Source organism: Pseudoduganella ginsengisoli (assembly GCF_009720865.1).
In the GTDB taxonomy this organism is placed as follows: domain Bacteria; phylum Pseudomonadota; class Gammaproteobacteria; order Burkholderiales; family Burkholderiaceae_D; genus Rugamonas; species Rugamonas ginsengisoli.
In genome coordinates this window covers 95,473-121,152 of the sequence record NZ_WNLA01000007.1, presented here as the reverse complement: position 1 = coordinate 121,152, position 25,680 = coordinate 95,473, and the positions used below count along the sequence as shown (strand labels likewise).

Annotated in this window: 25 protein-coding genes; 13 read left to right on the top strand and 12 right to left on the bottom strand. The window is 62.7% G+C overall.

Annotated features, from left to right (window positions below; translation table 11 throughout):
• Positions 1-44: 44 nt before the first annotated feature.
• The 3 genes from GM668_RS13095 to GM668_RS13085 all read right to left on the bottom strand — a co-directional run bounded on the left by GM668_RS13095 (position 45) and on the right by GM668_RS13085 (position 1,654).
• Entirely contained in the window at positions 45-263 is a 219-nt protein-coding gene (locus GM668_RS13095; protein ID WP_155439404.1) for a hypothetical protein, read from the bottom strand.
• A 142-nt stretch (positions 264-405) separates the two neighbouring features.
• Positions 406-1,023, bottom strand: a complete 618-nt coding sequence (locus tag GM668_RS13090; RefSeq protein ID WP_155439403.1) for a LysE family translocator — start codon at positions 1,021-1,023, stop codon at positions 406-408.
• A gap of 7 nt (positions 1,024-1,030) precedes the next feature.
• A complete protein-coding gene (locus GM668_RS13085) occupies positions 1,031-1,654 on the bottom strand; it encodes a glutathione S-transferase family protein (protein ID WP_155439402.1) in 624 nt (207 codons plus the stop codon).
• 99 nt (positions 1,655-1,753) lie between these two features.
• Between GM668_RS13085 and GM668_RS13080 the strand changes: the two genes are divergently transcribed.
• The 4 genes from GM668_RS13080 (at position 1,754) to GM668_RS13065 (ending at position 7,722) form a co-directional block, all read left to right on the top strand.
• Positions 1,754-2,635 carry a LysR family transcriptional regulator gene (locus GM668_RS13080; protein WP_170305625.1) on the top strand — a complete coding sequence of 294 codons (882 nt, stop codon included), beginning with the start codon at positions 1,754-1,756 and terminating at the stop codon, positions 2,633-2,635.
• Between the two features lie 148 nt (positions 2,636-2,783).
• On the top strand, positions 2,784-5,498 hold the full coding sequence (locus GM668_RS13075; protein ID WP_155439401.1) for a caspase family protein: 2,715 nt from the start codon (positions 2,784-2,786) through the stop codon (positions 5,496-5,498).
• Positions 5,499-5,575: 77 nt separating this feature from the next.
• Positions 5,576-6,856 (top strand): AAA family ATPase, encoded by a 1,281-nt coding sequence (locus tag GM668_RS13070; protein WP_155439400.1) that lies wholly within the window; start codon positions 5,576-5,578, stop codon positions 6,854-6,856.
• Positions 6,853-7,722: an HNH endonuclease family protein gene (locus GM668_RS13065; protein WP_155439399.1), complete on the top strand. Its 870-nt coding sequence runs from the start codon at positions 6,853-6,855 to the stop codon at positions 7,720-7,722. Before GM668_RS13070 ends, GM668_RS13065 begins: the two co-directional genes overlap by 4 nt.
• Positions 7,723-7,728: 6 nt before the next feature.
• On the opposite strand, the gene GM668_RS13060 is transcribed toward GM668_RS13065, so the two are convergent.
• Positions 7,729-8,019, bottom strand: coding sequence for a hypothetical protein (locus GM668_RS13060; protein WP_155439398.1), 291 nt, complete (start codon positions 8,017-8,019; stop codon positions 7,729-7,731).
• A gap of 202 nt (positions 8,020-8,221) precedes the next feature.
• Here GM668_RS13060 and GM668_RS13055 point away from each other — a divergent pair, with 202 nt between their 5' ends.
• On the top strand, positions 8,222-8,842 hold the full coding sequence (locus tag GM668_RS13055; protein ID WP_155439397.1) for a nitrogen fixation protein NifQ: 621 nt from the start codon (positions 8,222-8,224) through the stop codon (positions 8,840-8,842).
• A gap of 2 nt (positions 8,843-8,844) precedes the next feature.
• Here the strand turns inward: GM668_RS13055 and GM668_RS31440 are convergent, their stop codons facing one another.
• Positions 8,845-8,967, bottom strand: coding sequence for a hypothetical protein (locus GM668_RS31440; RefSeq protein WP_260115508.1), 123 nt, complete (start codon positions 8,965-8,967; stop codon positions 8,845-8,847).
• Entirely contained in the window at positions 8,964-10,163 is a 1,200-nt protein-coding gene (locus tag GM668_RS13050; RefSeq protein WP_229499269.1) for an MFS transporter, read from the bottom strand. Before GM668_RS13050 ends, GM668_RS31440 begins: the two co-directional genes overlap by 4 nt.
• A 174-nt stretch (positions 10,164-10,337) precedes the next feature.
• Between GM668_RS13050 and GM668_RS13045 the strand changes: the two genes are divergently transcribed.
• Positions 10,338-10,646: a DUF2917 domain-containing protein gene (locus GM668_RS13045; protein WP_170305624.1), complete on the top strand. Its 309-nt coding sequence runs from the start codon at positions 10,338-10,340 to the stop codon at positions 10,644-10,646.
• Here the strand turns inward: GM668_RS13045 and GM668_RS13040 are convergent.
• On the bottom strand, positions 10,599-11,522 hold the full coding sequence (locus GM668_RS13040; protein WP_155439395.1) for a LysR substrate-binding domain-containing protein: 924 nt from the start codon (positions 11,520-11,522) through the stop codon (positions 10,599-10,601). The genes GM668_RS13045 and GM668_RS13040 overlap by 48 nt on opposite strands.
• A 67-nt stretch (positions 11,523-11,589) precedes the next feature.
• Between GM668_RS13040 and GM668_RS13035 the strand changes: the two genes are divergently transcribed.
• The 5 genes from GM668_RS13035 to GM668_RS13015 all read left to right on the top strand — a co-directional run bounded on the left by GM668_RS13035 (position 11,590) and on the right by GM668_RS13015 (position 19,032).
• Positions 11,590-12,036 (top strand): SRPBCC family protein, encoded by a 447-nt coding sequence (locus GM668_RS13035; protein ID WP_229499267.1) that lies wholly within the window; start codon positions 11,590-11,592, stop codon positions 12,034-12,036.
• A 161-nt stretch (positions 12,037-12,197) separates the two neighbouring features.
• Positions 12,198-15,521: a response regulator gene (locus GM668_RS13030; protein ID WP_170305623.1), complete on the top strand. Its 3,324-nt coding sequence runs from the start codon at positions 12,198-12,200 to the stop codon at positions 15,519-15,521.
• Between the two features lie 22 nt (positions 15,522-15,543).
• The gene (locus GM668_RS13025; protein WP_211923384.1) at positions 15,544-16,518 is read left to right on the top strand and encodes a response regulator; all 975 of its coding nucleotides are present in this window, start codon (positions 15,544-15,546) and stop codon (positions 16,516-16,518) included.
• 48 nt (positions 16,519-16,566) lie between these two features.
• Positions 16,567-18,300: a sensor domain-containing diguanylate cyclase gene (locus tag GM668_RS31165; protein ID WP_155439392.1), complete on the top strand. Its 1,734-nt coding sequence runs from the start codon at positions 16,567-16,569 to the stop codon at positions 18,298-18,300.
• A gap of 36 nt (positions 18,301-18,336) precedes the next feature.
• Positions 18,337-19,032 carry a response regulator gene (locus GM668_RS13015; RefSeq protein ID WP_229499265.1) on the top strand — a complete coding sequence of 232 codons (696 nt, stop codon included), beginning with the start codon at positions 18,337-18,339 and terminating at the stop codon, positions 19,030-19,032.
• A gap of 3 nt (positions 19,033-19,035) precedes the next feature.
• Here GM668_RS13015 and GM668_RS13010 read toward each other — a convergent pair whose 3' ends face one another.
• Positions 19,036-19,821 carry a DUF6597 domain-containing transcriptional factor gene (locus GM668_RS13010; protein ID WP_170305621.1) on the bottom strand — a complete coding sequence of 262 codons (786 nt, stop codon included), beginning with the start codon at positions 19,819-19,821 and terminating at the stop codon, positions 19,036-19,038.
• A gap of 96 nt (positions 19,822-19,917) precedes the next feature.
• On the opposite strand from GM668_RS13010, the gene GM668_RS13005 reads away from it, so the two are divergent.
• On the top strand, positions 19,918-20,364 hold the full coding sequence (locus GM668_RS13005) for a DUF3224 domain-containing protein (RefSeq protein ID WP_229499263.1): 447 nt from the start codon (positions 19,918-19,920) through the stop codon (positions 20,362-20,364).
• Here the strand turns inward: GM668_RS13005 and GM668_RS13000 are convergent, their stop codons facing one another.
• From GM668_RS13000 to GM668_RS12990, 3 genes are all read right to left on the bottom strand, one after another.
• Positions 20,365-21,060, bottom strand: a complete 696-nt coding sequence (locus tag GM668_RS13000) for a hypothetical protein (RefSeq protein WP_155439390.1) — start codon at positions 21,058-21,060, stop codon at positions 20,365-20,367.
• A 2-nt stretch (positions 21,061-21,062) separates the two neighbouring features.
• Positions 21,063-21,986: a MipA/OmpV family protein gene (locus GM668_RS12995; protein WP_155439389.1), complete on the bottom strand. Its 924-nt coding sequence runs from the start codon at positions 21,984-21,986 to the stop codon at positions 21,063-21,065.
• 73 nt (positions 21,987-22,059) lie between these two features.
• Positions 22,060-23,331, bottom strand: coding sequence for a hypothetical protein (locus tag GM668_RS12990; protein ID WP_155439388.1), 1,272 nt, complete (start codon positions 23,329-23,331; stop codon positions 22,060-22,062).
• Positions 23,332-23,475: 144 nt separating this feature from the next.
• Here GM668_RS12990 and GM668_RS12985 point away from each other — a divergent pair, with 144 nt between their 5' ends.
• Positions 23,476-24,783, top strand: coding sequence for an ATP-binding protein (locus GM668_RS12985; RefSeq protein ID WP_155439387.1), 1,308 nt, complete (start codon positions 23,476-23,478; stop codon positions 24,781-24,783).
• Here GM668_RS12985 and GM668_RS12980 read toward each other — a convergent pair.
• On the bottom strand, positions 24,780-25,673 hold the full coding sequence (locus GM668_RS12980; protein WP_155439386.1) for a YihY/virulence factor BrkB family protein: 894 nt from the start codon (positions 25,671-25,673) through the stop codon (positions 24,780-24,782). The two genes, GM668_RS12985 and GM668_RS12980, sit on opposite strands and share 4 nt — an antisense overlap.
• Between the last annotated feature and the right edge of the window lie 7 nt (positions 25,674-25,680).

Sequence of the window (25,680 nt, the reverse complement as noted above, 5' to 3'; positions counted from 1 at the left end):
AATTCTATATAAACGGTTTATTCAGTATTAACGCTTGTCTGGCATTACTTGGTCGGTTGTGCTTCTGCTTTGACTTCTGCTTTGACTTCTGCTTTAACTTCGGCTTTGGATTCGGTTTTTACCTCAGGCTTGGCTTCGGCTTTCACTTCAGCCTTGGCTACCGGGGCTGCTGGTGCAGGCGTGGCCGGTGCGGAGGTTTGGGACTGTGCAAACGCGGCGCTGGCGAACAGGCTGGCGATCAGTACGGCGGTCACTTTTTTCATGTTTCAGTTCTCTTTCTGAGATGTGCTGCAGTAGTTTGGTTTGCTTCGTTTCGTGCACTTTGCTGTGTCACTTGAGCCTAAAACGGGCGCAGGAAACCCGCCGTTGACGGTCTTTACACGTGCTTACAATTGATGAAAATGCTTACAGCTTTGTAAGCAGAAGGCCCGCCGCCATCAGCACGAACAGCGCCCCCATGCACCGGCGCAGAACCCGCATGGCGCCGCCATGCAGCAGGCGCGTACCGGCTTTGGCAGCCAGTAAAACGTAGGTCGCGTGTGATACAAACATGCACACGACGAAGGTCAGGCTCAATAGCAGGAAGCGCGGGCCCGTCATTTGCTGCATGGGCAGGAACTGGGGAAAAACCGCGGTGAAGAACAAAATACTTTTAGGATTGCTGCACGCGACGGCCAGCCCGCGCATGAAGACAGCACGGCGGCTGCCGTCGCCATCCGCCGTCTGAATGGCGGGCGTCGCGGCCTGGCGCCATTGCTGGATGCCGAGCCACGCCAGGTAAGCGGCGCCGCCGGTCTTCAATAGGGAGAAGGCGGCGGGTGAATGGGAAAACAGCAGGCCCGCGCCGCTGACCGCCACGCAGGAAACAATAAAGACACCGGCCGCATTGCCGGCGGAACTGTACAGCGTGCGGCGGGCGCCCAGCGCCAGGGTGGTGGAAATGGCCAGCAGCACGCCGGGACCGGGACTGAAGGTGGCGGCCAGTGCGACCGCGACAAACGATAACCACAGCGACAGTGGCATGTGCGCCTCACGGATGGGTGGCGCCGTGGCTGACGAATGCGGCGCGCTGGCGCAGCCGCTCATAGTAAGCGCGTACCGCCGGCAAATCCGCATGGCTGATCGGCGTCGCTTGCCAGCGCTGCACGGAGACGCCCAGCACGATATCGGCCAGCGTAAACGTGTCGCCCGCTGCAAAGGCGCCGGTCGCCGCCAGGTGCGCGTCCAGCGTGGCCATTTGCCGGTTCCACGCTGCCGCGCTGGCGGCGATGGCTGCCGGATCGGTGAAGTCAGGATGGCGGCGTACCAGCGCCATGAACGCGTAGCGCCACGCTGCGTTTAAATCCGTGGCTTGCCAGTCCATCCATTTTTCCACGTGGGCGCGCGCCAGCGGATCGGGCGGCAGCAAGTCCGCGCGCTGATGGCGCCCGGCCAGGTAGCGGCAAATCGTATTCGACTCCCACAGCACGTTATCGCCATCGACCAGCACCGGCACCAGCCCGTGCGGGTTCAGTTGCAGGAATTCCCGCGTGGGCGCGGGACGGCTGGTGCCCATCCCCCACTCGTCCAGCTCATACGGCAATCCGATTTCCGCACAGGTCCACAACACTTTGCGGACATTGATCGAAGGGGCTTTTCCAAGGATTTTCAACATGGCGTCTCCGCGAGGGTCAGGAGCAGCCAGTATCACATCGATACGAAATGGAATAAATCCCGTAATATTTACAATATCGTGAACTAAAGGTTAATAATTGTGGACAAAATGCGCAGCATGGAAGTCTTCGTGCGGGTCGTTGACGCGGGCAGCTTTACCGCGGCGGCAAGGCAATTGGCGATTTCCACGGTCATGGTCAGCAAACATATCGCGGCGCTGGAAAAGCTGGTCGGCGCGCGCCTGCTGTACCGGACCACGCGCAGCCTGAGCTTGACGGAAATCGGCATCCGCTATTGCGACGAATGCCGCCACATCCTGCAACTGGTGGAGGCAGCGGAAAAAGGTGCGCAAGCCATGCGCGCCACGCCGCGCGGCACCATCAAGCTCAGTACCCCGGCGGCATTTGGCGGCCATTGCCTGGCCCCGGCGCTGGCCGATTACCTGGCCCGCTATCCGGACGTCAGCGTCGAGCTGGAATTGTCGAACCGGGCGGCGGACCTGGTGGAAGAGGGGCTGGACGCCATCGTCCGCATCGGCGACTTGAAGGATTCCGCGCTGGTGGCGCGGCCGCTGCGGCCTACCCGCATGGTGATTTGCGCCGCTCCTTCTTATCTGGCGCGCCGTGGCACGCCGCAGACGCCGGCCGATCTGGGCCGCCATGATTCGGTGGACTTCCAGCATTGGCGGCGCGACGTGCGGTGGCGGCTGAAAGGGATGGAGCCTGGCGCGCCATTGCCGGTATCGCGGCTGCGCTCCAACCAGGGGCCCGCGCTGCGGCAAGCCGCGCTGGCAGGGCTGGGACTGGTGATGCAGGCGGAAGTGGTGCTGGCGGACGATATCGCGGCGGGCAGGCTGGTGCCGGTGCTGCGCGAATACATGCCGGAACCCCGTCCCATGCACTTGATGTATCCACGCGACCGCCAGGCTACGCCTAAACTCAGTAGTTTTGTCGAGTTTGTCGTGGACCGGTTTGGCGCGTGAAGTGTCAAATTAACTACATCCATACCATCTATGCAATGCAACAATGATTGCTACCGGACAAAAAACCCTTTAGAGTGAGGGGTTTAGCTGTTCAATCTTGTAAGCCTTGCCATGCTTGCCCAGGTGTGGCGCCTTCCCCTGATACACCATGACTTTGAAATCGTTCGTGCGTACCGGTCTGCCTGCCGTGTGCGCGTCGCTGGCCCTGACTTCCGTTCCCGTCCACGCGCAGAAAATGTCGGCTGCCGAGAAGCTGAAGCAGGAACTCACTGCGGCTGTCGCGGAGGCCAATGCACGCAAGGCCGATTCCGGCGTTGGCAGCATCGAAGCCGCGAAAGCGGAAGCCGAACGCCAGGCGCGTATCAAGGAAGCCCTGGCGGCGCCGACACTGTCGCCGACGGCGCTGATGCGGGGCGCTGCGGCGCCAGGCACGGCTGCCCTGCCGGCCGCCGGCGCCGAGCAGGCTGCCGCCGCGCCACAGGACGCGCAGGCGCCCGCCGCTCCTGCCACGCCGGAAATGGTGGCCATGGGCGCTGAACAGCGTCTGGCGCTGGTGATCGGCAATTCCGCCTATAAGTCGTCGCCGCTGATCAATCCGATCAACGATGCGCGCGCCATGGCGATCAAGTTGCAGCAACTGGGTTTTACCGTCATCAAGAAGGAAAACGCCAGCCTGGAAGAAATGATGTCGGCCGTGCGCGAGTTTGGCAACCAGCTGAAAAACGGCGGCGTGGGCCTGTTTTATTACGCCGGTCACGGCATCCAGGCCAAGGGCGTCAATTACCTGGTGCCGGTCGACGCGAATATCGCACGCGAAGATGAACTGGCGACGCGCGCCTACAACGCCAACGAAGTGCTGGAAAAAATGGATACGGCGAAGAATCGTATCAACCTCGTGGTGCTCGACGCGTGCCGCGACAACCCGTTTGCGCGCAGCTTCCGTTCCGGTTCGCGCGGCCTGGCCAGCATGGATTCAACGCCGAAAGGCACGCTGGTGGCGTACGCAACGTCGCCCGGCTCCACGGCGTCGGACGGCAGCGGCGGCAATGGCTTGTACACGGCCCAGCTGCTGGCCGCCATGGCGGAACCCGGCATGAAAGTCGAAGACGTGTTCAAGCGCGTGCGCGAAGGCGTGCAGGCGGAGTCGGAAGGCAAGCAAACGCCGTGGGAAATGTCTTCGATTACCGGCAATTTCTATTTCAATCCGACGGCGGAACAGCAGGCGCAACCCGTCGTCAGCGCCACGCAGGCGCCGCGCGTGGGCGCGATGGCGCGCAACGCGTCGCAAACGCTGATTCCCCGCAAGCTGATTGAAAACTATCAGCTGGCCGGCAACTTCGCGATCCAGTCCGGTGCGGCGCAAGGCGGCTTCTCTGCCAGCGGCCACCACTTCGCCCTTGTGACGGGCGACAAGACGCTGCATGTATGGAATACGGATACCGGCATGGCGACCGTGACGGAGCCCGGCTACGGCGTGCCGTCGCAGTCGGCCAACCGCCGCTTCCTGCTGGGCCTTGCCGACAATGGCAAAGTTACGCTGACGGACTTGCACAACGAGGCGGCGCCGAAAGTATTGGCGGGTTTGCCGGCCGGGATTACCAAAGCCGGCCTGTCGCCGGATGGCCGCCGCCTCGTCATTTATACGCGCGACGATGGCTTCATGCTGTATGACGCGGAAAGCGGCCAGCGCATGGCAAAGCTGGACAGCGTCGATGGCGAACCCCGTTATGAATTTGCGCCCACCGGCAACCGCCTGCTGACGTGGGGCAGCCGTGACAGCACGATGAAACTGTGGGACAGCGACAAGGGCACCAAGGTGGCGCGCATGAGCGACCACTGGGACCCGGTGGCGATGACGCGCTTTTCCCGCGACGGCGCCTTCTTGATGAGCGCCGCAGCCAATGACAAGGCGGTGATTTTCCGCATGTCCGATGGCGACAGCCTGCGCCGCTTCAATTTCGGCGACGGCAATCCGGTACCGCAATTTGCCGATTTCTTCCAGGACGGCAAACGCTTGCTGGCGTATGTGCTGCGCAGCGCGCGCCAGGAACTGGGCGCCGTCATGCATCTGGGCGTGTGGGACACGGCCAGCGGCAACTTTGTCGGCAGCCTGCTGGGCGATGGCATCACCGTGCGCAATTACCGCTTCTCGCCGGACCGTTCGCGCCTGTTCGTCAATGCGGGCGACCGCAACCTGTACGTGTTCGACATGAACAACTTGAAGCGCCTGTCGACCCTGGCCGGCGCGGAATTGCTGCACGTGTCGCCGGACGGCCGCCGCGTCATCGTCAAGGGAACGGAAGGCGTGCGCCTGGTCGACGTGCAGACGCTGTCGCCGATCGCGCGCATGCCGGGCCAGGTCAGCGCGTATATGTCGCCGAAAGGCGGCTTGTTCGTGACCAGTACGGAAACGGGCTTGCTGACGTTGTGGAGCCTGGAAAACGGCGACGCCATCGGCCACTTGAAAGGCCACCTGGACGCCATCACGGGCGCGCTGTTTTCCGATGATGGCCGCCGCCTCGTGACGGTGGGCACGGATAACGTGGCCAAGCTGTGGGCGCTGCCGGAAATCCGCGAAGCGAACCAGCTGGTGAAAGACCAGTTCGAGTCGAGCGCGGAATACCACAAGCGCATGAGCAACTGGACGTCGCCTTACAGCGCGCTGGTCACGCTGGTCGGCTATAACGCCGATACGCAAACGTATTCCGTCAAAGTGGGCGACGTCGCCATCGACGTGCCGTTCGAACGCGACGCCGCGCGCAAGCTGATGGGCCAGCGCCAGGCCATCGTCACGGGCAATCTGCGCTTCTTCGACGTGGAACAGCTGGTGCTGGCCGACGCGAAGCTGACGCGCCTGCCGTAAGGACGCGGAATATCCGATAATGTGTGGAGAGCGCCCGGCCCTGGCCGGGCTTGAACCCATGCATAGACTGGATTTGTATGCACGTCCTTTCCGCCACCATCGATAACCTGCGCTCCATTGCCAGCGCCAGGCTGGCTTTGAACAATCCCGCTGAACGGGGCATGCTGTACCCAAACGTCAACGTCATCCTGGGCAATAATGGCGCGGGCAAGAGTACGCTGCTGCGTGCGATTGCCATGGGCATCCTGGCCCCCAGCCTGGGCGATTCCGGCTACCGGCCGGATTCCATGGTGCGGCGTGCGCCATCGGTGAAGGGCCGCAGCGCCAAAAGCAAGGCGGCCAAAGGCGCGCCGCCGCTGACGGGACGCGCCGGCGTAACCTTGACGCTGCACGCACAGGACTGGCCCGCAACCGCCCCTGCGTTGCCTGGGAAGGGCGAACTGTCGCTGGCCGGTGAAATCGCCGTGCGGGGCGATTTTGAAAGCTTCGTGTGGACCGACCAGCCGGCGAAAGACGTGGCCGCGCAATTGACCGACACGTATTACAAGCGCCAGAGTTCCGCATTTTTCCTGGCAGGCTATGGCGCCACGCGCCGCGTGGAAACGTCGGAGCGGCTCGATCCCACCGCGCGCGACAAGGCGCGCTCGCCCCGCTACGCCCGTGTGGCCGGCTTGTTTGAAGACCATATCGCACTGATTCCGCTGGAATCGTGGCTGCCGGATTATCGCGAGAAGAACCGCGGCCGCTATACGCAAGTGATCCACCTGATCAACAAGCTGTTGCCGCCGAATTGCCGCCTGGCGGAAGTCTTGCCGGATGGCGCCCAGCGCGATTACCTGTTCGAGATGGCTGGCACGGTGGTGCCGTTCCGCGCGCTGTCTGACGGGTACAAAGCCTATATCGGCTGGATCGGCGACATGCTGTACCACGTGTGCATGAATAGCCCGAGCGGCAAAAAGCTGGTGGAAAACCATGGTGTGGTGCTGATTGACGAAGTGGATTTGCATCTGCATCCGGAATGGCAGCAGACCGTGCTGCCGACGTTGTCGAAGGCGCTGCCGAACGTGCAATTCATCGTGACGACGCACAGTCCGCTGGTAGTGGGCTCGCTGGAAGCATCGAACCTGTTCGTGCTGGACGTGACTGGCGATGGCGCGCTGGTGACGCGCCGTCCTGAAAAAGTACATGGCGCCAGCGCCGAGCAAATCCTGTTGAGTCCCTATTTCGGCCTGGAGAGCACACGTACGCGCGAAGTGGCGAAAGACTTGCGCAAGCTGGCCGACCAGGCTACCGCCGACGACCCGAAAGCGGCGCTGGAATACCTGAAATTGCTGGCCAAGCGGAAGATCGCATCGTGATCGCTTATCCGATCGATCCGGCTGAGTTAATTGCCCGCATTGAACAGGAAAAGCCGGGCTGGCTGGCGCGCGCCCGCGACCGCAAGGATGCTTATGCGCAGGCGCGAGCCTATGTGGAAGGCGGCGAATTCTGGGGCGAAATCAAGGGTGTGTACATCGCGCTGCAGCACGAAAAATGCGCGTACTGTGAAATGAAGCTGGCCGGTAAAGCGTATGCGGCCAAGGTGCACGAAGTGGAGCATTTCCGGCCCAAGAGCCGGCTGCGTGCGTGGCCGGGCGACATCAAGCGCCTCAAGGGCTATACGCCGCCCTGCGCGACCGGTGGCGCCAGCGCAACGGGCTATTACCTGCATGCGTATAACCCGTTCAATTACGCGATCGCGTGCACGCGCTGCAATTCCAGTTTGAAGTCCGACTATTTTCCCGTGCGGGGTACCCGCAACTTCCGCGAAGAAGATGCGGGGCTGCTGCGTTCGGAAGATCCATTATTGGTCTATCCGATTGCGGGGCTGGACGTGGACCCGGCGGAACTCATCACGTTTATCGGCGTGCTGGCGGTACCGGTGCATGCGGCGGGGCCGTTGTATGAACGGGCCGAAGTGACGATCCGCTTTTTTGACTTGAACCACGAAGATTTGACGACGCGCCGCGCGGAAGTCATCGCGGCGCTGTATCTTGCGCTCAGGGGAAAAGAGCTGGCTGCCGATGCGGCGGACATCCGCGATTTCAGCGATGGCATTGCCCGCTATCTGAGCCCGGCGACAGGTTTTTCCGCATGCGCCGCCGCGTATTACGCGCTGTATCAGAAAGACCGCAGCCTTGCCGTGCAAATCGGGCGGGAAGCGCAGAAATTGCTGCCGCGCTGATCACATTCAGCGCAGCAGCGAATACAGCACGATGCCGATCACGACGGCAGCCACCATGACCACCATTTCACTGACAAAAAAGCCAATGACGGCGCCCAGCAGCGACATGCCTGCCACGGCCGGCGTGCCATAGGACAGCAGCACGGGGTTATTGATCGTCACGTAGCAGGCAAAGGCGGCAGCCAGCACGGCGCATGCAAAGCGGCCCATCAGTTTGGTGGTGCGGGAGACTTTGACGCGCTTGCGGGGCGGGGCCGCATCCGGATTCGAGGGAATGGTTGGTTTCGTACTTTCCATCCCGATAGGATACACCGCAAGCAGACGGTTTCGCGATGTCCAGATCGATTCATGCATATTTACTATCTTGTGCAACTGATAGTTATCCGGGCGCAGAAATTAATAATCGTATCAAAGTAATAAGGCTCTTGTTGATATCGCTTCACCTGAAGTAAGCATGTAGCAAGCCGTTTTTACTGCTGATCTCGGAGGTATCGCCTGTATGAGTCCGACTTTCCCTTTGTGGCCGGCTGCCGAGCTGTCGCCCATGCGGTCTGGTTACGAATTGCTGACCAAGGCCGTGTCCGGCGTGCTGCGGCATGCCAGTGTCGATGTGCTGCCGCCGTTTGTGCGCACCTTGGGCTTGCCCCAGGCCGAGCTGATGGCCGCGCTGGAGTGCTGCCGGCCGCATGACGCGTATGTGCCGATTTCCGAACTCAAATATGCCGTGGTGCTGGGCACCGTGCCGCCGCTGTTCCATGAAGTGGTGGGGCATTTGATGGCGTCGCGCACGCCGGAGGCGGATGCGCAGCATGTGAACTGGCTGGCGCGCGCCATTGCCGCTGCCAGTCTGGGGAACCGCATGCTGTGGCAAGACCTGGGCCTGGCGGGCCGGCATGAAGTGACGGCGCTGATGAAGCTGTATTTCCAGCCGCTGTTCCAGCGCAATGTCACGGATTTAAAATGGAAGCGGTTTATCTTCCGCGAACTGGGCGACAAGCTGGGGCGGCACGACATGCATCCGCCGGGTTGCCACCGCTGCGCGCAATACCGCAAGTGCTTTGAGACGGGGCGTTTGGCGCCGCCTGCCGCGATGGCCATCAAACGTGCGGTCGCCGCATAAAGTCAGCACAGGGTCCCCAGCATGGCTAGCTGGTGCACCATGTCCGGCTGCTGCATCGCCCATAGCGCCCAGGCGCTGACTGCGGCCAGCAGCATGGCCAGCAGCCATTGCGCTTTGCTGTTCATGCCGGCTGCACGCGCGCAATGGCGCGGTCGTCGATGGGCCAGTGCAGTGCTGCCGCGATCAAGCCGATGACGACGGACGCCAGCCACATGATGTAATACGACCCCGTTGCATCGAACACGCGTCCGCCCAGCCATACGCCGAGGAAGCCGCCCAGCTGGTGGCCGACAAACACGAGCCCGAACAGTGTCGAGATATAGCGTACGCCAAACACTTGCGACACCAGCCCGTTCGTCAGCGGCACTGTGCCCAGCCACGTGGCGCCCATGACGAAGGCAAATACATACACGCCGCCCACCGACAGCGGCAGCGTGGCAAACAGCAGCATGGCCGCCGAGCGCACCAGATACAGGTAAGCCAGCAAATGCTTGCGGCGGTACACATTGCCCAATTCCCCGCACACGTAAATGCCGCCCACGTTGGCCAGCGCCACGATGGCCAGCGCCGCCACGCCCGTGTTGGCAGACAGCCCTTTATCCGTCAGATAAGCCGGCAAATGCCCGGCAATAAAAGCCAGCTGGAAGCCGCAGGCAAAAAAGCCCAGGTTCAGCAGCCAGAAACCCCGGTGCGACAGCGCTTCCGCGATGGCCTGGCGCATGGACTGGCCACCCTGCTGCCCATTGCGCGCTGCCGCGCTGTCATCGAGCGGATACGCAAGCGGCGCGGCAAACGCCAAGACGAACGCAATCAGCACCAGCGCCACCAGCCAGCCCAGCGCAGAAATCAAGCCTTGCGTGGCGGGCACCATGGCGAACTGGCCGACGCCGCCCACGGCGCCCGCCAGTCCCAATGCCCAGCTGCGCCGCGATGGCGGCACGATACGGCTCAGCGCCCCGTACACGGTGCCAAACGCCGTGCCGGACAGCGCGAGCCCGATCAGCAGCCCGCCCGCCAGCGCCAGTTCCACGCCGGTCGCCGCATGGGCCATCAGGTACAGTCCCGCCCCATACAGCAGGCACGCGCCAGCCAGCACGCGGCGCGAACCCCAGCGGTCCGCCATCATGCCCGTGAATGGCTGCGCGATGCCCCACACGAGGTTTTGCAGCGCTATCGCCAGCGCGAATTCTTCCCTGCCCCAGCCCCGTGCGGACGTCATCGGCAGCATAAATAAACCCTGCACGTGGCGCATGCCCAGCGCCAGTCCCATGATGATGCCGCCGCACACGATGGCGGCCAGCGGCGATTTCAGCTTGTCCATGCCCGTCTCCGTTGGATTACCGTGAATCCAGCATAGCGGCACAGGGTCCGCGCGCGCCAACGGTCATTTGGCATGCCACCAATGCGCGCTATGCATGCGATGGATGCGAATTCACCGTTTGTCCCGCCAATATTGACCGCCGACAATGCAGGCATACACGCAACGGAGGTCATCATGCAATTCACGCTACAAGCAGGGGAAAGCGCCGCGCTGGCGCAGGCAGGCACGGTACGGGTGCGCTGCCACGCAGGTTTTTTGTGGATTACGGGATTCCGCAACGGCGAAGACGTCGTGCTGGGGGCGGGCGACAGTGCCGTGCTGCCACCCACTGAACGGCATTATTTTTCTGCGCTGGGGCGGGTGCCGCACGCGGCATTTGATTTGCAGCGCGAAGACGTGGAGTACGGCCGGATAACGGCGCTCGGGGCAATCACATCACAGTACCGCCATCTGCTGCGACGTTTGCGCCACCTGCTGCAATAGCCAGTCGCGGAACACGGCTACGTCAGGGCGCGGATGGGGCGCCGCCTGTAGCAGCCAGTAGCCATAGCCTTCCACCTGCATGCGCTGGTCCATTTGCGCCGCCAGGCGGCCATCCTTGAGCATCGGCAGCACCAGCGCCAGGCGGCCCAGCGCCACACCGTGGCCTTCGATGGCAGCCTGGATCACCTGGTCATACTGGTTGAAGTGCAGGTAACCCTTGGGTGGGCGCCGGTTCATGTTGTGCGCCGACAGCCAAGGCATCCAGTGCAGCCACGTGCGGCCGCGGTCGTCCAGGTCCAGCAGCACGTGATCGAGCACGCCATCTGGCTGCTTAAAAGCGGTTTCCGCCAGCGCCCTGCTGGCCACCGGCACCACGGCTTCGCCAAACAAATGCAGGGCATCGTCCGGCACGTGGGTGCGGCCGCCATAGCGGATCGCCAAGTCCACTTCATCTTGCTTTAAATCAACAAGGCGGTTGCTGGTCGCCAGCCGGATATCGATATTCGGGTGCGCCGCCTGGAACGCACCCAGGCGCGGCAAGATCCACAGCGACGCCACGCCGATGCTGGCGGAAATCGTCACCGGTTTGATGCGCTTTTCCTGTTGCAGCGCATCCGACAAATCCGCCAGCTTGTCCAGCCATGGCGACGCCAGGTGGAATAATTGTTCGCCTGCTTCCGTCAGCGCAATGCTGCGGCTATTGCGGATAAACAATTGCACGCCCAGCCGCTCTTCCAGCGCCTGGATCTGGCGGCTGACGGCCGACTGTGTCAGGCACAGGTCTGCCGCCGCGGCAGTAATGCTCAAACGCCGCGCGGCGGCTACAAATCCGCGCAAGGCATCGAGGGGCGGCAGCGAAACTAGCCTGTTTTGCATCATATCTCCGGAAAAAATGTTTTAATCGCATTAAAATGCCAAAACCGACATTATGAGGGAGCTTACGATGAGTGATTGCGATGTCGTCACTGAACGTATCTTCGATGCACCGCGCGAGCGCGTGTTTCGCGCCTTTAGCGATCCCTCCATCCTGGCCCGCTGGTGGGGGCCGGATGGCTTCACCAATACTTTCAAAGTATTTGATTTCGAACCAGGCGGCCTGTGGAAATTCACCATGCACGGGCCGGACGGTGTCAATTATCCCAATGAATCAGTTTTTTCGCTGATCACGCGCCCGGAACGGATTGAATTCGACCATGTGCTGGGCACGCCGTTCAAGGCCATTTTCGCGTTTATCGAGCAGGAAGGTAAAACCTTGCTGCACTGGACCATGCGCTTCCCCACTGCGGAAGCTTGCGCCAAAGTGCGCGATTTTGTCATTTCCGCCAATGGCGAAAACCTGGACCGTCTGGAAGAGCAGCTGGAGCGGCTGAGTGGCCGCGCGCCTGCGTGAATCCGCCTGACTCCGCTTAATCGGATCAGCAAAACCGATAGCATTTTTCTTGCCGCTGTGAACTGGTAGCGGCAATCCTGCAACATTTACCGCCGGTCTTGCGCCTGGCCTATTTCCGCGTGACATAATGTACAGGCTTCCATATTGCAATGTGGACCACCATGATGGATCGGCGCCCCTCCAAGGACTTTTGGCTGACCGTGGTATCGGCGTCGCTGATGCTGGCGCTGATATGGGCGGCTGTGTGGCGCATCGATGGGTCGGAGCGGGAACGCTTCCTGCAGGACCAGCGCGCCGCCGTGCAAAGCAAAGTGGGCGGCATCCGCGCCGAGCTGGAAAAAACACTGAACCAGCGTCTGCACCTGGTGCGGGGGCTGGCGGCGTTTGCCCGCAGCCAGCCGAAAATCGACCGCCAGGCGTTCGAGGTCTATGCGCGGGAATTGCTGGGCAGCCAGGCCGGCATCATGAGCCTGCAACTGGCGCCCGGTGGCGTTATTTCCTATCTGTACCCGCTGGCCGGCAACGAAGGGGCGCAGGGCCATGACTTGCTGCGCGATCAACGGGCCCGCAGCGTCATCCTGGAAATGCTGGAAACCCGTGAATTCCGCCTGGCCGGCCCCATGCCGCTGCGCCAGGGCGGCGTCGGCCTGATCGGCCGCATGCCCATTTATACCAGCACGGCGGCCGCCGCAGCGGCAGCGTTCCAGGAAGGCGAGCTGGCGTCGGAACACCGCCCCGGTACCGCCACGGCGATGGCGCAGCAAGCGGGGCGCACGGGTTTATCGAGCCCGGTGCCGCCAAGCGCGGCGGCAGGCGAGCATTTCTGGGGCTTTGCCACAGTCCTCATCAACTGGACGGATTTGCTGCGCGATACGGGGTTGTCGGACGCCGTGGCCGATGTCGAATGGGCGCTGCGGGGCAAGGATGGCAAGGGCGCGCAGGGCGACGTGATAGCCGGCGACCCCGCGCTGTTTGGACCGGCACAACCTGGGCCGGACTCCGTGCTGGCCACTGTCAGCCTGCCGGCCGGCTACTGGCAACTGGCTGGCCGCCCCGCCGGCGGCTGGAGCGCCACCTGGCCCGGGCGCAGCATGCTGTATGCCGGCGCTGCGTTGCTCAGCGTGCTGGTGCTGGTGATCACGTGGATGCAGTTGAAATACCGGCGCGCGCTGGAGCTGGCAAGGGCGGCGGAACAGGCGGCGCGCTGGGCGGCGGAAGCGGCCAGCCAGGCGAAAAGCGATTTCCTCGCCAATGTCAGCCATGAAGTGCGCACGCCCATCAATGCCGTCATTGGCTTTACCCAGCTGGCGCTGCGCGCGTCGCCCGAGCCCAAGGTCAAGTCCTACCTGCAAAAAGTGCAGGGCTCCACCTACATCCTGCTGAACCTGATCAACGACATCCTCGACTTGTCGAAGATCGAAGCGAACCGGCTGGAACTGGAACGGGTGCCGTTCAACCTGGAAGATGTGTTTTCCAATATCGCCAACGTGATCGCGCTGCAGGCGAGCCAGAAAGGGCTGGAACTGGCGTTTCACCTCGATCCCGCCATTCCCGGCACGCTGATCGGCGATCCGCTGCGTCTCGGGCAGGCGCTGGCCAACCTGGTGGTCAATGCCGTGAAATTCACGGAACAGGGTGAAGTGGTGGTGACGGCGGAACTGGCGGGGCCCGTGGGGCCCGATACCGTGGCGGTGCGCTTCCACGTGCGCGATACCGGCATCGGCATCCCGCACGACAAGCTGGAAAAACTGTTTACACCATTTACCCAGGCAGACAGCTCCATCACGCGCCGTTTTGGCGGCACGGGACTGGGTTTATCGATTACCAAGGAACTGGTGGGCCGCATGGGCGGCCAGATGGGCGTGGCCAGCGAACCGGGCGCCGGCAGCACGTTTTCCTTTACGCTGTGCCTGGCCTATGGCGACAGCCGCCGCGCCGCGTTTTGCCCGCTGCTGGAAGGACGCGGCTTGCGCGTGCTGGTGGTGGACGATAATTTGTCTGCCCGTGAAATCCTCAGTGAAACCTTGCGCGGCGTGGCGCGCACCGTGGTGGCGGCGGAATCCGGCGAAGAAGCGCTGGCGCTGCTGGGCGATGCCGCCAGTCCGGCGCCGTATGACGTGATCTTGCTGGACTGGCGCATGCCAGGACTCGATGGGCTGGAAACAGGACGCCGCATCGCGGCGCGCTATGCCGGCAGTGTGCAGCCGACTTTGCTGATGGTCAGCGCTTACGATGGCGAAGCCGTGCGACAGGAAGCCGAGAGTGCAGGCATCCGCCGTTTCCTCACCAAGCCCGTCAACCCCAGCGCGCTGCTTGATACGGTGCTGGAATTGATCGGCCAGCATGACCTGGCGCCGGGGCTTGATGATGGCGGCTTTGAACAGCGCATGGCGCGCTGGCAGCGCGCACTGAATGGCCGTACGGTGATGGTGGCGGAAGATAACCGCGTCAACCAGGAAGTGCTGCAAGGCTTGCTGGAGCAAGTCGGGGTCAGCGTGGTGCTGGCCCAGCATGGCGAAGATGCGCTGGAAAAGCTGTACCGCATGCCGGTCGACGCCGTGCTGATGGACTTGCAGATGCCCCGCCTGGATGGCTTGCAGGCGACAGCCATCATCCGCCAGGATGCTGCGTGGCGCCGCCTGCCTATCATCGCCATGACGGCCCACGCGCAGGCGTCGGACCGCGAACGGTGCCTGGCCGTGGGCATGAATGCGCACTTGACGAAACCCATCGACCCGGAACAGCTGTACCGCACACTGGAAGAATGGCTGCCAGCGCAGATTGCCCTGGATGCGGCGCCGCCCGCAACCACTACCGGCGTGGCGGACCAGGGGCCTGAATTGCCTGCCACCCTGCCAGGCATTGATATTGCCGCCGCCCTGAAAGTCGTGGCGGGCAACCGCGCCAACTTCGTGCGCATTGCGCGCCGCTTTACGGCAGATTTTATGGGTGTGGCCGATGCGCTGATGCGCCATGCTGCCATCGGCGAATGGGGCGAAGCAAGCCGCCTGGCGCACGCGCTCAAAGGCGCGGCCGGCAACAGCGGCGCGCTGGCGGTATTCCATGCGGCGGCCGCGCTGGAACGCCTGTGCGCGCAAATTGCCGAAGATGGCGGTGAAAACTCCGTGCAGGAAAGCGGCGCGGCGGCGCTGGTGGAGCGTATCCGCACTGGCATGGCGGAAGTGCAGGATAGCGTGGCGCAGCTGGAAGTGGACCGTACCATGCCGGAAAACAGCGGGGCGGTGGCGCTGCATCCCGCTGCGCAAGACGGCGGCTTCGCAGCATTGCTCGATGATGCCGCGCAGCGGCTGAAAACACGCCGCCTGGTGACCGAAGAACAGATAGCCACCATGCGCGCCCTGTGCAGCGCAGACGCCAGGCCGGCGCTGGAAACGTTCATCCAGGCGCTGGACCGGTTCGATTACCGTGAAGCGGAAACCGCGCTGGCGCAAGTGCGCAGCCAGACCGCTTCCTGCTCCACCTGACACTGTGACAGGAAACGCCGCCGTGCATGCCACCCCTTCCATTCTTGTTGTTGACGATACGCCGTCGAACTTGCGGGCGCTGGCCGGCCTGCTGTCGCCCAGCTACGATATCCGCGTCGCCACACGCGGCGACGATGCGCTGGACGCTGTCGCATCTGATGCGCCGGATCTGATCTTGCTCGACATCCTGATGCCGGACATGGATGGCTATGCCGTGTGCCGTGAATTGAAGCGGCGCCCCCGCAGCTGCGACATTCCCGTGATTTTCATTACATCCAAGGATGAAACGGAAGATGAAACGCATGGCTTCGAAGTGGGCGCCGCGGATTACATCACGAAGCCGTTCGATGGGCAGGTCGTGCTGGCGCGCGTGCGCCGGCAATTGGCGGTCAAGGCGCGCATCGATGAATTGCACCGCCAGCGCAGCGGGCAAACCGTTCACGAAACCAACCTGTTTCGCTGGACCAGCGACGGCTGGCAAGTGCGGTTTCAGTCCGCCGCGCCGTTTGTGCTGTCCGATACGCCGGGCGCGTGCTATCTGATGCATTTGCTGTTGTACCCGGGGCGCTATTTCCCTGTCGAAGAACTGGTGTTTCACCTGTCGCCGCAAGAGCGTTCGCATTTCCTTGCCGATGCGCGGCAAATGCTGGATGCGCATACGCTGCGCCATTACTCGGTGCAGGTCGACAAGCTGCAAGCGCAGCGCCACGACGCGCTGGATCAAGGCGACTTGACCATGCTGCGCCAGGCCCAGGCCGGCATGGACTGGGTGGTGGGCGAGTTGAAACGGGCCGGTGCGCTGGGCAAGGATAAGCGCTTCCTGTCGCCGGACCGTGAACGCATGCGCAAGTCCGTGGGCAGCGCGATCCGCCACTGTCTCGCTGAAATTGCCGAGCATGACCAGCACCTCGGGCAGCATTTGCATTTTCCCCGCCTGCGCATGGGTTATGAGCTCGTGTATGAACCGGGCAATGGCGCCGAGTGGCGCATGAATTGATTGCCTGCCATGCCAGCCGCCCTGCCATCCCGCCCCGCAAGGCGCTTCATGAGCCGCCGCACGCTGCGCCTGCGGGTACGCTGCCGCGCATTGGCTGACGCTGTGCGGCGCTTCTGGTGCGGCTGCCCGCTGGCGCTGCGCATGCTGGCGGTACCGATGCTATGCATGGTGTTGCTGACGGGGGGGCTGGCAGCCGGATGGAACCATGCGCGGCAAGTGCAGCAGCAGGCGGTGGCGCTGCGGGAGCCCGCGTCTGCCGCCATGCGCAATGCGGCGCTGCAGCGGCTGCAAGCGGGCCTGGCGCAAATGCAGGTGGATGTACACCGGCTGGCCAGCGTGGAACCGGGCTCCGGCGGGCAAATGCTGGCAGCGATGCTGCGTACCCGGTTGCGGCAAGACAGCAGGCAAGTGCAGCTTCTGGCGCACGAGCTGGAACCATTCCTGGAACAGCGCATCAGCGCATATCAGGCGCAGGTGGAACTGGCGGTATCGCAAATGAGCGGCGATCCCGCTGCCGGGCGCGTGGCGGCAGAACTGGCGGCGGCGCGCTACGCGGCGCTGCGCAATGCGGTGGCGGTGCGGCTGGAAGCGGAGCAGCGCAAGGCGCAAGCGGCCCAGGCGGAACTGGACGCCATGCTGGACAAGCCCTATGGGGTGTACTGGCCGCTGGCGCTGGCCTTGGCCACGCTGGCGGCGTTATCTGCCGTGGTCTCGGCATGGCTGTCGTTGCGGCCCCTGCACCGCCTGGCGCCCGCCATGACGCGGCTGGCCGGCGGCGATACGCAGCTGGGTGACCTGGGGGCGCACCGGCAAGATGATTTGGGTGCAATGGCGGCGGCAGTCGCGGTGTTCCAGCGCAATGCCTTGGAATTGCATCACACGCAGCAGGCGTTGCAGGCGGCGGAATCGCAGCTGGCGTCCGTGATCCAGGCCATGCCCAACGGCGTGGCCGTATTTGACAGCGCGCAGCGGCTGGTGCTGTTCAACGAACCGTTCGTGCAACTGGTGCAATTGCCCCGCGCCGCGCTGGCCGGGCAGCGCTGGGTGGAACTGGCGTTGCGCATGACGCAAGCTGACGGCGACACCGCGGAATGGGAACATGCCGTCAATTGCTGGTTCGACAGCCCGGGACGCACGCTGCGCCATGAAGTGCGGCTGGGGCAGCACTGGCTACTGTTTGCCTGCAATCGTATCGATGGCCGCAACATGAAGGGCGGCGGGCTGGTGCTGGTGTTGACGGACCTGACGCGGCGCAAGCAGATGGAAGAAGAATTGCGCCAGCTGGCGCTGAACGATGCGCTGACACGCTTGCCGAACCGGCGCCTGTTCATGGACCGCCTGGCCCATGCGGCGCAAGCCAGCCAGCGCCGCCACAGCCATGGCGCCGTGCTGTTTATCGACTTGAACAAGTTCAAGCAATTGAATGACCAGCATGGCCATGAAGCGGGCGACTTGCTGTTGATGGAAGTGGCGCACCGCTTATTGCTGGCGGCGCGCGCCAGCGATACGGTGGCGCGGCTCGGGGGCGATGAATTTGTCGTGCTGGCCGAGGGGCTGGGCGAAGACCGGGGACAGGCGGAAGCCGCGGCCGCGCTCCTGGCGGAGAAGCTGCACGAAGCGCTCGACGCACCGTATTTGCTGGGCGCGCTGCTGCACCACGGCAGCGCCAGTATCGGCGTCAGTGTCTTCATGGGAGGCGAGATGGACCCGGCGGCGATCTTGCGCGAAGCGGATGCCGCCATGTACCGTTACAAAACACACCACACTGGCCATGGCATGTAACCGCTTGGCTGGCTACAATACCGGCCAGGAGGTGTCATGACGAAACTGATGCTGGTGGAAGACGACGAACGGCTGTCGTCGCTGATTGCGGAATACCTGGCTGCCAACGAATTCGACGTGCACGTGGTGGCGCGCGGCGATGAAGCGCTGGCTTGCTTTCACGCGTTTATGCCGGATGTGGTGGTGCTGGACTTGATGTTGCCAGGCTTGCCCGGCAATGAAGTGTGCCGCCAGTTGCGGGCGGTCAGCCAGGTTCCGGTCCTGGTGCTGACGGCGCGCGATGACAGCTACGACCAGGTGGCGCTGCTGGAATACGGCGCCGATGATTTCGTCAACAAGCCCGTACAGCCCCGCGTATTGCTGGCCCGCCTGCGCGCCCTGCTGCGCCGCGCGGCGCCCCCGGCTGCACCTGCCGCGCCGCGCACGGACATATTGAGCTTTGGCGCGCTGGAAATCATCTTGACGGACCGCGTCGTGCATTGGCACGGCAAGCCGATGGCGCTGTCGAATACGGAATACAAATTGATGCTGGTCCTGGCGGAATCGGCCGGCACCGTGCTGTCGCGCGATACCCTGCTGAAGAAAATGCGCGGCATTGAATTCGATGGCCTGGACCGTAGCATTGACAACAGCATTTCCAAACTGCGCAAGAAGTTCGACGACCACGACGGGGAGCGCATCAAGACTGTGTGGGGCGAGGGGTATTTGTTTTCGCCGTCGGCGTGGGGGTGAATTTTATGCGGCGCCTGGCAATTGCCGCAGGTATTCTCCCGGCGGCTTGCCCACCAGCGCCGTGAATTCATTGATGAAGTGCGCCTGGTCGAAGTAGCCCAGGTCCAGCGCCAGTTGCGCCAGTTTGACGGGAACACCGGCCTGCAATTGCGCCACTGCCTCATGCATGCGGTAGCGCTTGATGACCCATTTGGGACTGGCGCCGACATAATGCTGGAACAGGCGCTGCAGGCTGCGTTTGGTCAAGCCTGACTGCTGCGCCAGCGCTTCCACAGTCACCATGCCGGTATCGGCGGCAATGGCTGCCACCAGTGCATTGGCGCGCGCAACGTCGGCATGCACGTTCAATCGCGGCAGGCGTGCCAGCAGCAAGCGTTCCGCGGCAGCAAACCTTGCCTGGGCATCGCAGCAGGCGCGGATATCCTGTACATACGCCACGCCTTCCACCCCGAACACGGCATCGGGCGGCAGCGTGGTGTCTGCGATGGCGGCCAATGGCTTGCCCAGGAATGGCTGGAAACCGCCAGGACGGAACTTGATGCCGAACGCGAAGCCTTGTCCTTCCAGCAGTTTGGTAAAGCGCGCCGTATGCACGCCATGTATCCCTTCCGTATCGTGCTCGATCACCAGGTGCACATTCGGATGCGGCAGCGTTTCCTGCGTCTGAGGCGGGTGGCCCTGCATGTTCCACGCCACGTGCCAGTAATGTTCAACCAGTTCTGCCAGCGCCGCGCAAGGCAACTGCCGTTCATGGCTGAACTGGCCCTGGCCGAGGCGGGGAACCAGCACGCCGCGTGGTTCCCCGGACGGCGTTGCGTGTCGCGTTTTTCCAATCATGGCGGCGGTGGATGCAGTTTACTGTGGGACTCGCATCTTACAGGAGCCATGATGAAGCGCGCAGTATCCCTTTTTCTTTTCGCCACGTGCGTGGCAGCCCATGCAGCGGGAGGTAATACCATGCAAGCCAGCGGTACGTTTGACATCACGTTGACGCCCCAGCAAGACGCCCAGCCGTGGGGCCGGCAGCGCCTTGAAAAGGTTTTCCATGGGCCGCTCGATGGCGTCAGCCAAGGTGAAATGCTGGCGGTGCGGACCGCCACCAAAGGGTCGGCAGGCTACGTGGCGCTGGAACAGGTGACCGCGACCCTGGACGGCCGCAAGGGGATGTTCTTCCTGCAGCATTCGGGCTTGATGGACAAAGGCACGCCAACATTGACGGTCAATGTGGTGCCGGATTCCGGTACCGGCGAATTGCAGGGGTTGAAGGGAACGATGACCATCAATATGGAAGGCGGCAAGCACGCGTACACCTTCAGCTACAGCTTGCCGTAATTATTCAAACACGGGCGCCAGTGCCAGCGGCGCATTCTGGCTGATCACCTGTCCCTTGTCCGTGGCCGCATCGAAGCGCACCGTTACCACGCTGTAGGCATTGCCTGCTTCGTCCGGGAAGGCCGGGCCGGATAACACCGGCAGCGGTGCGCCATCGCGGCCTTTCCAGCGCACGTCCGCATCCGATTTTTTAGCGAACGTGAAACGCACGCCCACGCAATGCTTGTCGCGGTAACCGGCCGCATTGACGGTGCGCTGGAAATCCAGCGCCTGTTCGCACGCGGCACGCAATTCCGCGCCTTCATACACGCCATCCGGACGCACGGCTATCGAGACGCGCGGCCGGAAGACATAGGCGCCCAGCTTGCGGTTGATGGTCAACGCCGCGTTTTCGTCATACGCAGCTTTCAGCAGCGGAAATACGGCCCGCCCCACCGCATCGAGCGGCAAATTCAGCTGCATGCTTTTGCCGGACAAGACCAGCTTGAAATCCGGTGGCAGCGGGCTGCCATCGCGGGCGCTGACCTGGTAATGCTGTTGCAGGAACTGTTTCGGCTTGCCGTACTTTTCAAACGCCACCATGCCGCGGTAAGCGTCGCGGTAACTGAGCCAGTCGCCCTCTTGCGCATGCGCCGGCACACAGGCCGCGGTGGCGGCCAGTGCGAGGCAGGCGATGAGGGACTGGATCTGTTTCATGGTCAGAAGCGGTAAGCCAGCGCAGTGGACACCGCCATGCCGTTGGCGCGGTCGGTCAGGGGGCTGTTTTTCGCATCGCCGCGCAATTGCGTGACCTGCACATTGGTCGTCAGCAGCCATGCCGGGGACAGCGCCCAGTTCCAGCGCGCGCCCACGTGGAGATCCTTGATGCCGCCGGATGCTGAATACGCCCACACCGGCGCAGGTGCAACAGGCTTGCCATCGTAAATGGCGGCAACAGGCATGACACTCAGCACGTCTTCCGAGCGCAAGCCAAAATAGCCCGTGTTGTAAGCGCGGTTGCCCAGCGTGGCGCCTGCCGTCAGCGACAGCGTATGGTGTGGCGCCAGTTCGATGGCGCCCCGCTGCACGTCAATCGTCCAGCGCAAGCCATTGCGCGCTTCGCCAGCGCCATACAGCACGCTGTTGGTGATGCGCAGGCGGTCGGCCAGGTAATAGTTGAAGAAGAAGCCCCCTTCTGCGCGTGCACCGATATCGCGGAAACGGTACGACAGGTTGTATTTCGTGCCTGCCGTGGTGACCATACCCGGTGGCAGCGTAATGCCCATAGAATTTGTGTTGGTAATGGCGACGGCCGAATCCAGCACGGATGAGCCATTCTTGCTGCGGGCCGGATGCACGGACAGCAGCGGACCAAATTCGATACCCGGCGCCGAGGACAGGTGCCAGCCGGCGTTCATGCCGGAAATGAAGACGCCATTGCTCCAGCCGATTTGCAACACCGGCAGCGCGCGCACCTTGCGGTCGCCTCCCCCTTCATAATTCGGCGCCGAACGCACACCGAGGCCGGCATACATGTCATAGCTACCGTCCGGCATCAGGCCAGGTTCGGGTGCTTGCGCCCAAGCGGAAACGGCGCCGCAGGTTGCGGCGCCGGCCAGGAAGAGGGAGAGGGACTTGCGCATAATGGATGGATAGTCAAAGCCGGATGACGGGACAGGCCGTCATTCTAGCGCCCCTGCTCTCCATCCGTCTCCGTTAAAACTGCGCCACGCTGGTGGCGAAGATGACCGGCTCGTCGCTGCGTTCGATGATCACCACGTCGCCGGCGCCTTTCATGCCCTGGATGCAATCGGTTGCCGGGCCAGGCGTACGGTTTTGCACGCTGGCATACAGCTTGCCGCCGGCGCGCGTTACGCCTGTGAACGTGGCCGACTGGCACGTCATGCCCAGGCCGCCCCACGCAAACAAGACCGTTTGCGTGGAAAAGTCGATCGATGGCATCGGCGTGGCGGCATCCACATACTGGTTCCACAGCTTGCGCAGCTTGAGTTCATCCGTCACGGTGGCGGTAAATGGCGCGGTCTTGTCGGTCGCGCTCATTTGGGCGTCAATGCGCTTGAATTTCACCGGCGTGGCTTTCAATTCATCAAAGCTGATCTTGCCATCGAATTTATCCACGACGGCGACAGCAACAGGGCTGGTGACCACCATGGTGCACGCGACATCGGGTGCAGGAGGCGGCGCCTTGGCATATTCCACGTGCAGTACGCCTTCCAGCACGGAAGTGCGGACGATACTGACGCCGGCACAGCCATCGCCATAGCCGGTGAACACGGCCAACACCATTTTCTTGTTGAAGTCGATGGATGGCTCCACAGGGACTTCGGTGCGGTTGGCGTTGATCTGGCGCCACAGTACCGTCCAGCCTTTGGCATCGGTGACCGCCGCGGTTTTGAATTCGCTATTGCCGGAGTATTGATTCACCACCAGCTGTTCGAATGGCACCGTGTCGCCTGCTTTCAATTGCGGCGTCAAATCCACCACTTCGATCTTGTGCGAAGTACCGAGGCCCAGGTCTGCCTTGTCGCGGTTTTTGATGATGGTGTCAAACGTTTCACGGTAGCGCTCATCCGTACAGCTGGTGCGTGGACCGGCAATCGAGTCGCCCGACGAGCAGCGCTTCAACTCCGGCGTGGCGCCAAACAAGGCTTGCGAATACGACGCATCGGCGCAGCTTCCGGCCACATCCCAGAATACTTGCGCGTTGTCGATGATGTACAGGCGATTGAGTTTGTCGCTGCAGGCGGCGCCCTGCGCCATTTTCGTGAAGACTGCCTTGTCCACCAGTGCGGAAGGATTCGGTTCGCCCACGGCGATGCCTTGCGTGCCGGGCGTCACCGCCGCGCTCATTTGTTCCGCCATGCCGCCGCCACCGCCACAGGCGCTCAGTGAAACAAGTGCTGCCATTGCCAGCGCCAGTGGTTCCAGCCGCAGCGAAGAATTTTTCAGTCCAGCCAGTTTGATCACGATGCCTCCTAAAGGGGATTTTTGTATTTGATACAACCATTTTAGGCAGCCGGGGCAGAAACTTCCCCTTCGAAATGTCCGCGAATTGTCTAAAATTTGTAATTTCGGGCTTTCCGGAAGTTAATCCTTATACAATCCCGGCCCATGAACCGCCTGTTCTTCCGCTTCTTCCTGTTCGTGATGCTGGCCATCACGGGGGCGGCGTTTGCCGTGCATTTTGCGATCAGCCGGCTGTATGGCGATCCATTGGAAGATATCGCGCGGCGCCAGGCTGCGGCCCAGATTTTCCTGTTGCAGCACTATGTGGACCAGGCGCCGCCCGACGAATGGCTGGCGCGGTTGAATAAGGTGCGTGAAGTGTCCGACGTGCGCTATGACCTGGTGCCGCTGGCGCAAGTGCGCGCCGCGTTGCCGGAAAGCCGCCACGCGGCGCTGGCGCGGGGCGACGTCGTCATCGATGTGGCGCATAAAGCGTTTTTCCGCCGTGTGGATTTGAAGGGCGAGCGCTATGTGGGCAGCGACGAAGACGTGATCCACGCGCAAGGGCTGCCGATCGATACGTCGCAGGCACTGTGGCAGGAAGGGCTGCGCTATGCAGTCGTGGCGCTGGCGTTGCTGGCGCCGATTGCGCTGTGGTCACGGTCGCACTGGAAGGGATTGCAGCATTTGTCGCAAGTGGCCGATGACTTTGGCGCGGGGCAGTTGTCGGCGCGGGCTGTCATGCCCCGTTCCGCCAGCATTTATCCGCTGGCTGAGCGCATGAATGCGATGGCGGCCCGTATCGGGCAATTGCTGGAGTCGCAGCGCAGCTTGCTGCATTCCGTATCACATGAAATCCGCACGCCCATTGCACGCCTGGAATTCGGGCTGGAATTGCTGCGCAGCGCGGCCGATGCGGAATCCAATCCGGCATTGGAAAAACGCATCGCCGCGATGGAAAAGGATTTATATGAATTGAATGCATTGGTCAGCGAGTTGCTGGGCATGGCGCGGCTCGACAGTGGCCAGCCTTTGCAGCGGCAGCCGTTTGGCCTGGCCGATGCGCTGCGCGATTGCGTGGCCGGCTTGCCGCCAGGCGCGGACATCGAACTGCAACTGGCGGATGACCTGGGTACAGTGGATGGCGATGCGCGGCTGCTGATGCGCGCCGTGGGCAACCTGGCGGGCAATGCCCGTAAATACGCGGCGCATCGCGTCGTGGTGGCGGCCGCGCGGTTGCCGGACAGTGTGGAAATCATCGTGGATGACGACGGCCCGGGTATCCCGCCGGATGAACGGGAGCACATCTTTGAACCGTTCTACCGGCTGGACCGCAGCCGCGACCGCAATACGGGCGGCTTTGGCCTGGGCTTATCGATTGCGCGCAAGGCCGTGGCGCTGCATGGCGGCAGCGTGCAGGCGGCAGACAGCCCGCTGGGCGGCGCACGCTTTACCGTGCGCTTGCCGGTTTAAACGCGCATGGGAACCGGTTTGTGCTTGTCCCGCCCCACCCGCTCGAATTCTGAAATCACTTGCGCGCCAAACAGCAGCAATGTGGCGCCGATTTCCAGGCTGAACATGACGACGATGGCTGTCGTCAGCGAGCCATAGACGACATTGACTTGCGACAGCGTCGTGAAGTACCACACCAGCACATGGCGCGCCACTTCCCACAGCGCCGTGGCCGTGACGCCGCCGATCAGCGCATGGGAAAACGACAGCCGCCCCACCGGCATCACGAGGTAAATCGACGTCAGCACCAGCACTTCACCGGCCACGCCCAGCAAATACAGCAGGAAACCAGACACGCCTTGCAGCGACCACGTATGGCCGAGCAGCACGACTTCCTTTTCACCCAGCACTTGCAGCACGCCTGCCGCTACCGTCACCAGCAGCGCGCCAATGCCCAGCGACAGGATGTAGCAATACGGCAGGATGGCGGAAACCAGGTAATGGCGGCGCCGGATCGCCACCCGGTGCAGGAAGATCACGGACATGGCGTTTTCCAGCACGGTGAAGGCCAGTGAACTGAAAAACAGCATCGTCACGCCCAGCACCCAGCCAATCACGCTGCGCTGCTGCAGAAACAGGCTGACTTCACGAACGATGGCGCGCGACTGGCCCGGAATCAGCCATTCCAGGTAACGGCCTATGGTTTGCAGCAATTCCACATCGTCAAACCAGTGCGACAGTACGACAGCCACCAGCATCAGCAACGGGACGATGGACAGCAGCGAGTAATACGCCACCGCGCCCGCCAGCAGCAATCCCTGGTTGGCGCGGAAGCCATTGATGCACTGAAGCAAAAATGCAACGGGGTGGGCCGCAACCCAGGCGGCCGCCTTACGGTTGAGTATTCGCATGCGTTTA

What these genes read in the sequence shown, in the direction of transcription:
- GM668_RS13045 (WP_170305624.1), top strand. Translation starts at nt 10,338, where the DNA reads ATGCAATTCACGCTACAAGCAGGGGAAAGCGCCGCGCTGGCGCAGGCA.
- GM668_RS13040 (WP_155439395.1), bottom strand. Translation starts at nt 11,522, where the DNA reads ATGCAAAACAGGCTAGTTTCGCTGCCGCCCCTCGATGCCTTGCGCGGA.
- GM668_RS31440 (WP_260115508.1), bottom strand. Translation starts at nt 8,967, where the DNA reads ATGAACAGCAAAGCGCAATGGCTGCTGGCCATGCTGCTGGCCGCAGTC.
- GM668_RS13005 (WP_229499263.1), top strand. Translation starts at nt 19,918, where the DNA reads ATGATGAAGCGCGCAGTATCCCTTTTTCTTTTCGCCACGTGCGTGGCA.
- GM668_RS13015 (WP_229499265.1), top strand. Translation starts at nt 18,337, where the DNA reads ATGACGAAACTGATGCTGGTGGAAGACGACGAACGGCTGTCGTCGCTG.
- GM668_RS13085 (WP_155439402.1), bottom strand. Translation starts at nt 1,654, where the DNA reads ATGTTGAAAATCCTTGGAAAAGCCCCTTCGATCAATGTCCGCAAAGTG.
- GM668_RS12995 (WP_155439389.1), bottom strand. Translation starts at nt 21,986, where the DNA reads ATGCGCAAGTCCCTCTCCCTCTTCCTGGCCGGCGCCGCAACCTGCGGC.
- GM668_RS13060 (WP_155439398.1), bottom strand. Translation starts at nt 8,019, where the DNA reads ATGGAAAGTACGAAACCAACCATTCCCTCGAATCCGGATGCGGCCCCG.
- GM668_RS13055 (WP_155439397.1), top strand. Translation starts at nt 8,222, where the DNA reads ATGAGTCCGACTTTCCCTTTGTGGCCGGCTGCCGAGCTGTCGCCCATG.
- GM668_RS12980 (WP_155439386.1), bottom strand. Translation starts at nt 25,673, where the DNA reads ATGCGAATACTCAACCGTAAGGCGGCCGCCTGGGTTGCGGCCCACCCC.
- GM668_RS13075 (WP_155439401.1), top strand. Translation starts at nt 2,784, where the DNA reads ATGACTTTGAAATCGTTCGTGCGTACCGGTCTGCCTGCCGTGTGCGCG.
- GM668_RS13070 (WP_155439400.1), top strand. Translation starts at nt 5,576, where the DNA reads ATGCACGTCCTTTCCGCCACCATCGATAACCTGCGCTCCATTGCCAGC.
- GM668_RS13095 (WP_155439404.1), bottom strand. Translation starts at nt 263, where the DNA reads ATGAAAAAAGTGACCGCCGTACTGATCGCCAGCCTGTTCGCCAGCGCC.
- GM668_RS13000 (WP_155439390.1), bottom strand. Translation starts at nt 21,060, where the DNA reads ATGAAACAGATCCAGTCCCTCATCGCCTGCCTCGCACTGGCCGCCACC.
- GM668_RS13030 (WP_170305623.1), top strand. Translation starts at nt 12,198, where the DNA reads ATGATGGATCGGCGCCCCTCCAAGGACTTTTGGCTGACCGTGGTATCG.
- GM668_RS12985 (WP_155439387.1), top strand. Translation starts at nt 23,476, where the DNA reads ATGAACCGCCTGTTCTTCCGCTTCTTCCTGTTCGTGATGCTGGCCATC.
- GM668_RS31165 (WP_155439392.1), top strand. Translation starts at nt 16,567, where the DNA reads ATGAGCCGCCGCACGCTGCGCCTGCGGGTACGCTGCCGCGCATTGGCT.
- GM668_RS13090 (WP_155439403.1), bottom strand. Translation starts at nt 1,023, where the DNA reads ATGCCACTGTCGCTGTGGTTATCGTTTGTCGCGGTCGCACTGGCCGCC.
- GM668_RS13050 (WP_229499269.1), bottom strand. Translation starts at nt 10,163, where the DNA reads ATGGACAAGCTGAAATCGCCGCTGGCCGCCATCGTGTGCGGCGGCATC.
- GM668_RS13035 (WP_229499267.1), top strand. Translation starts at nt 11,590, where the DNA reads ATGAGTGATTGCGATGTCGTCACTGAACGTATCTTCGATGCACCGCGC.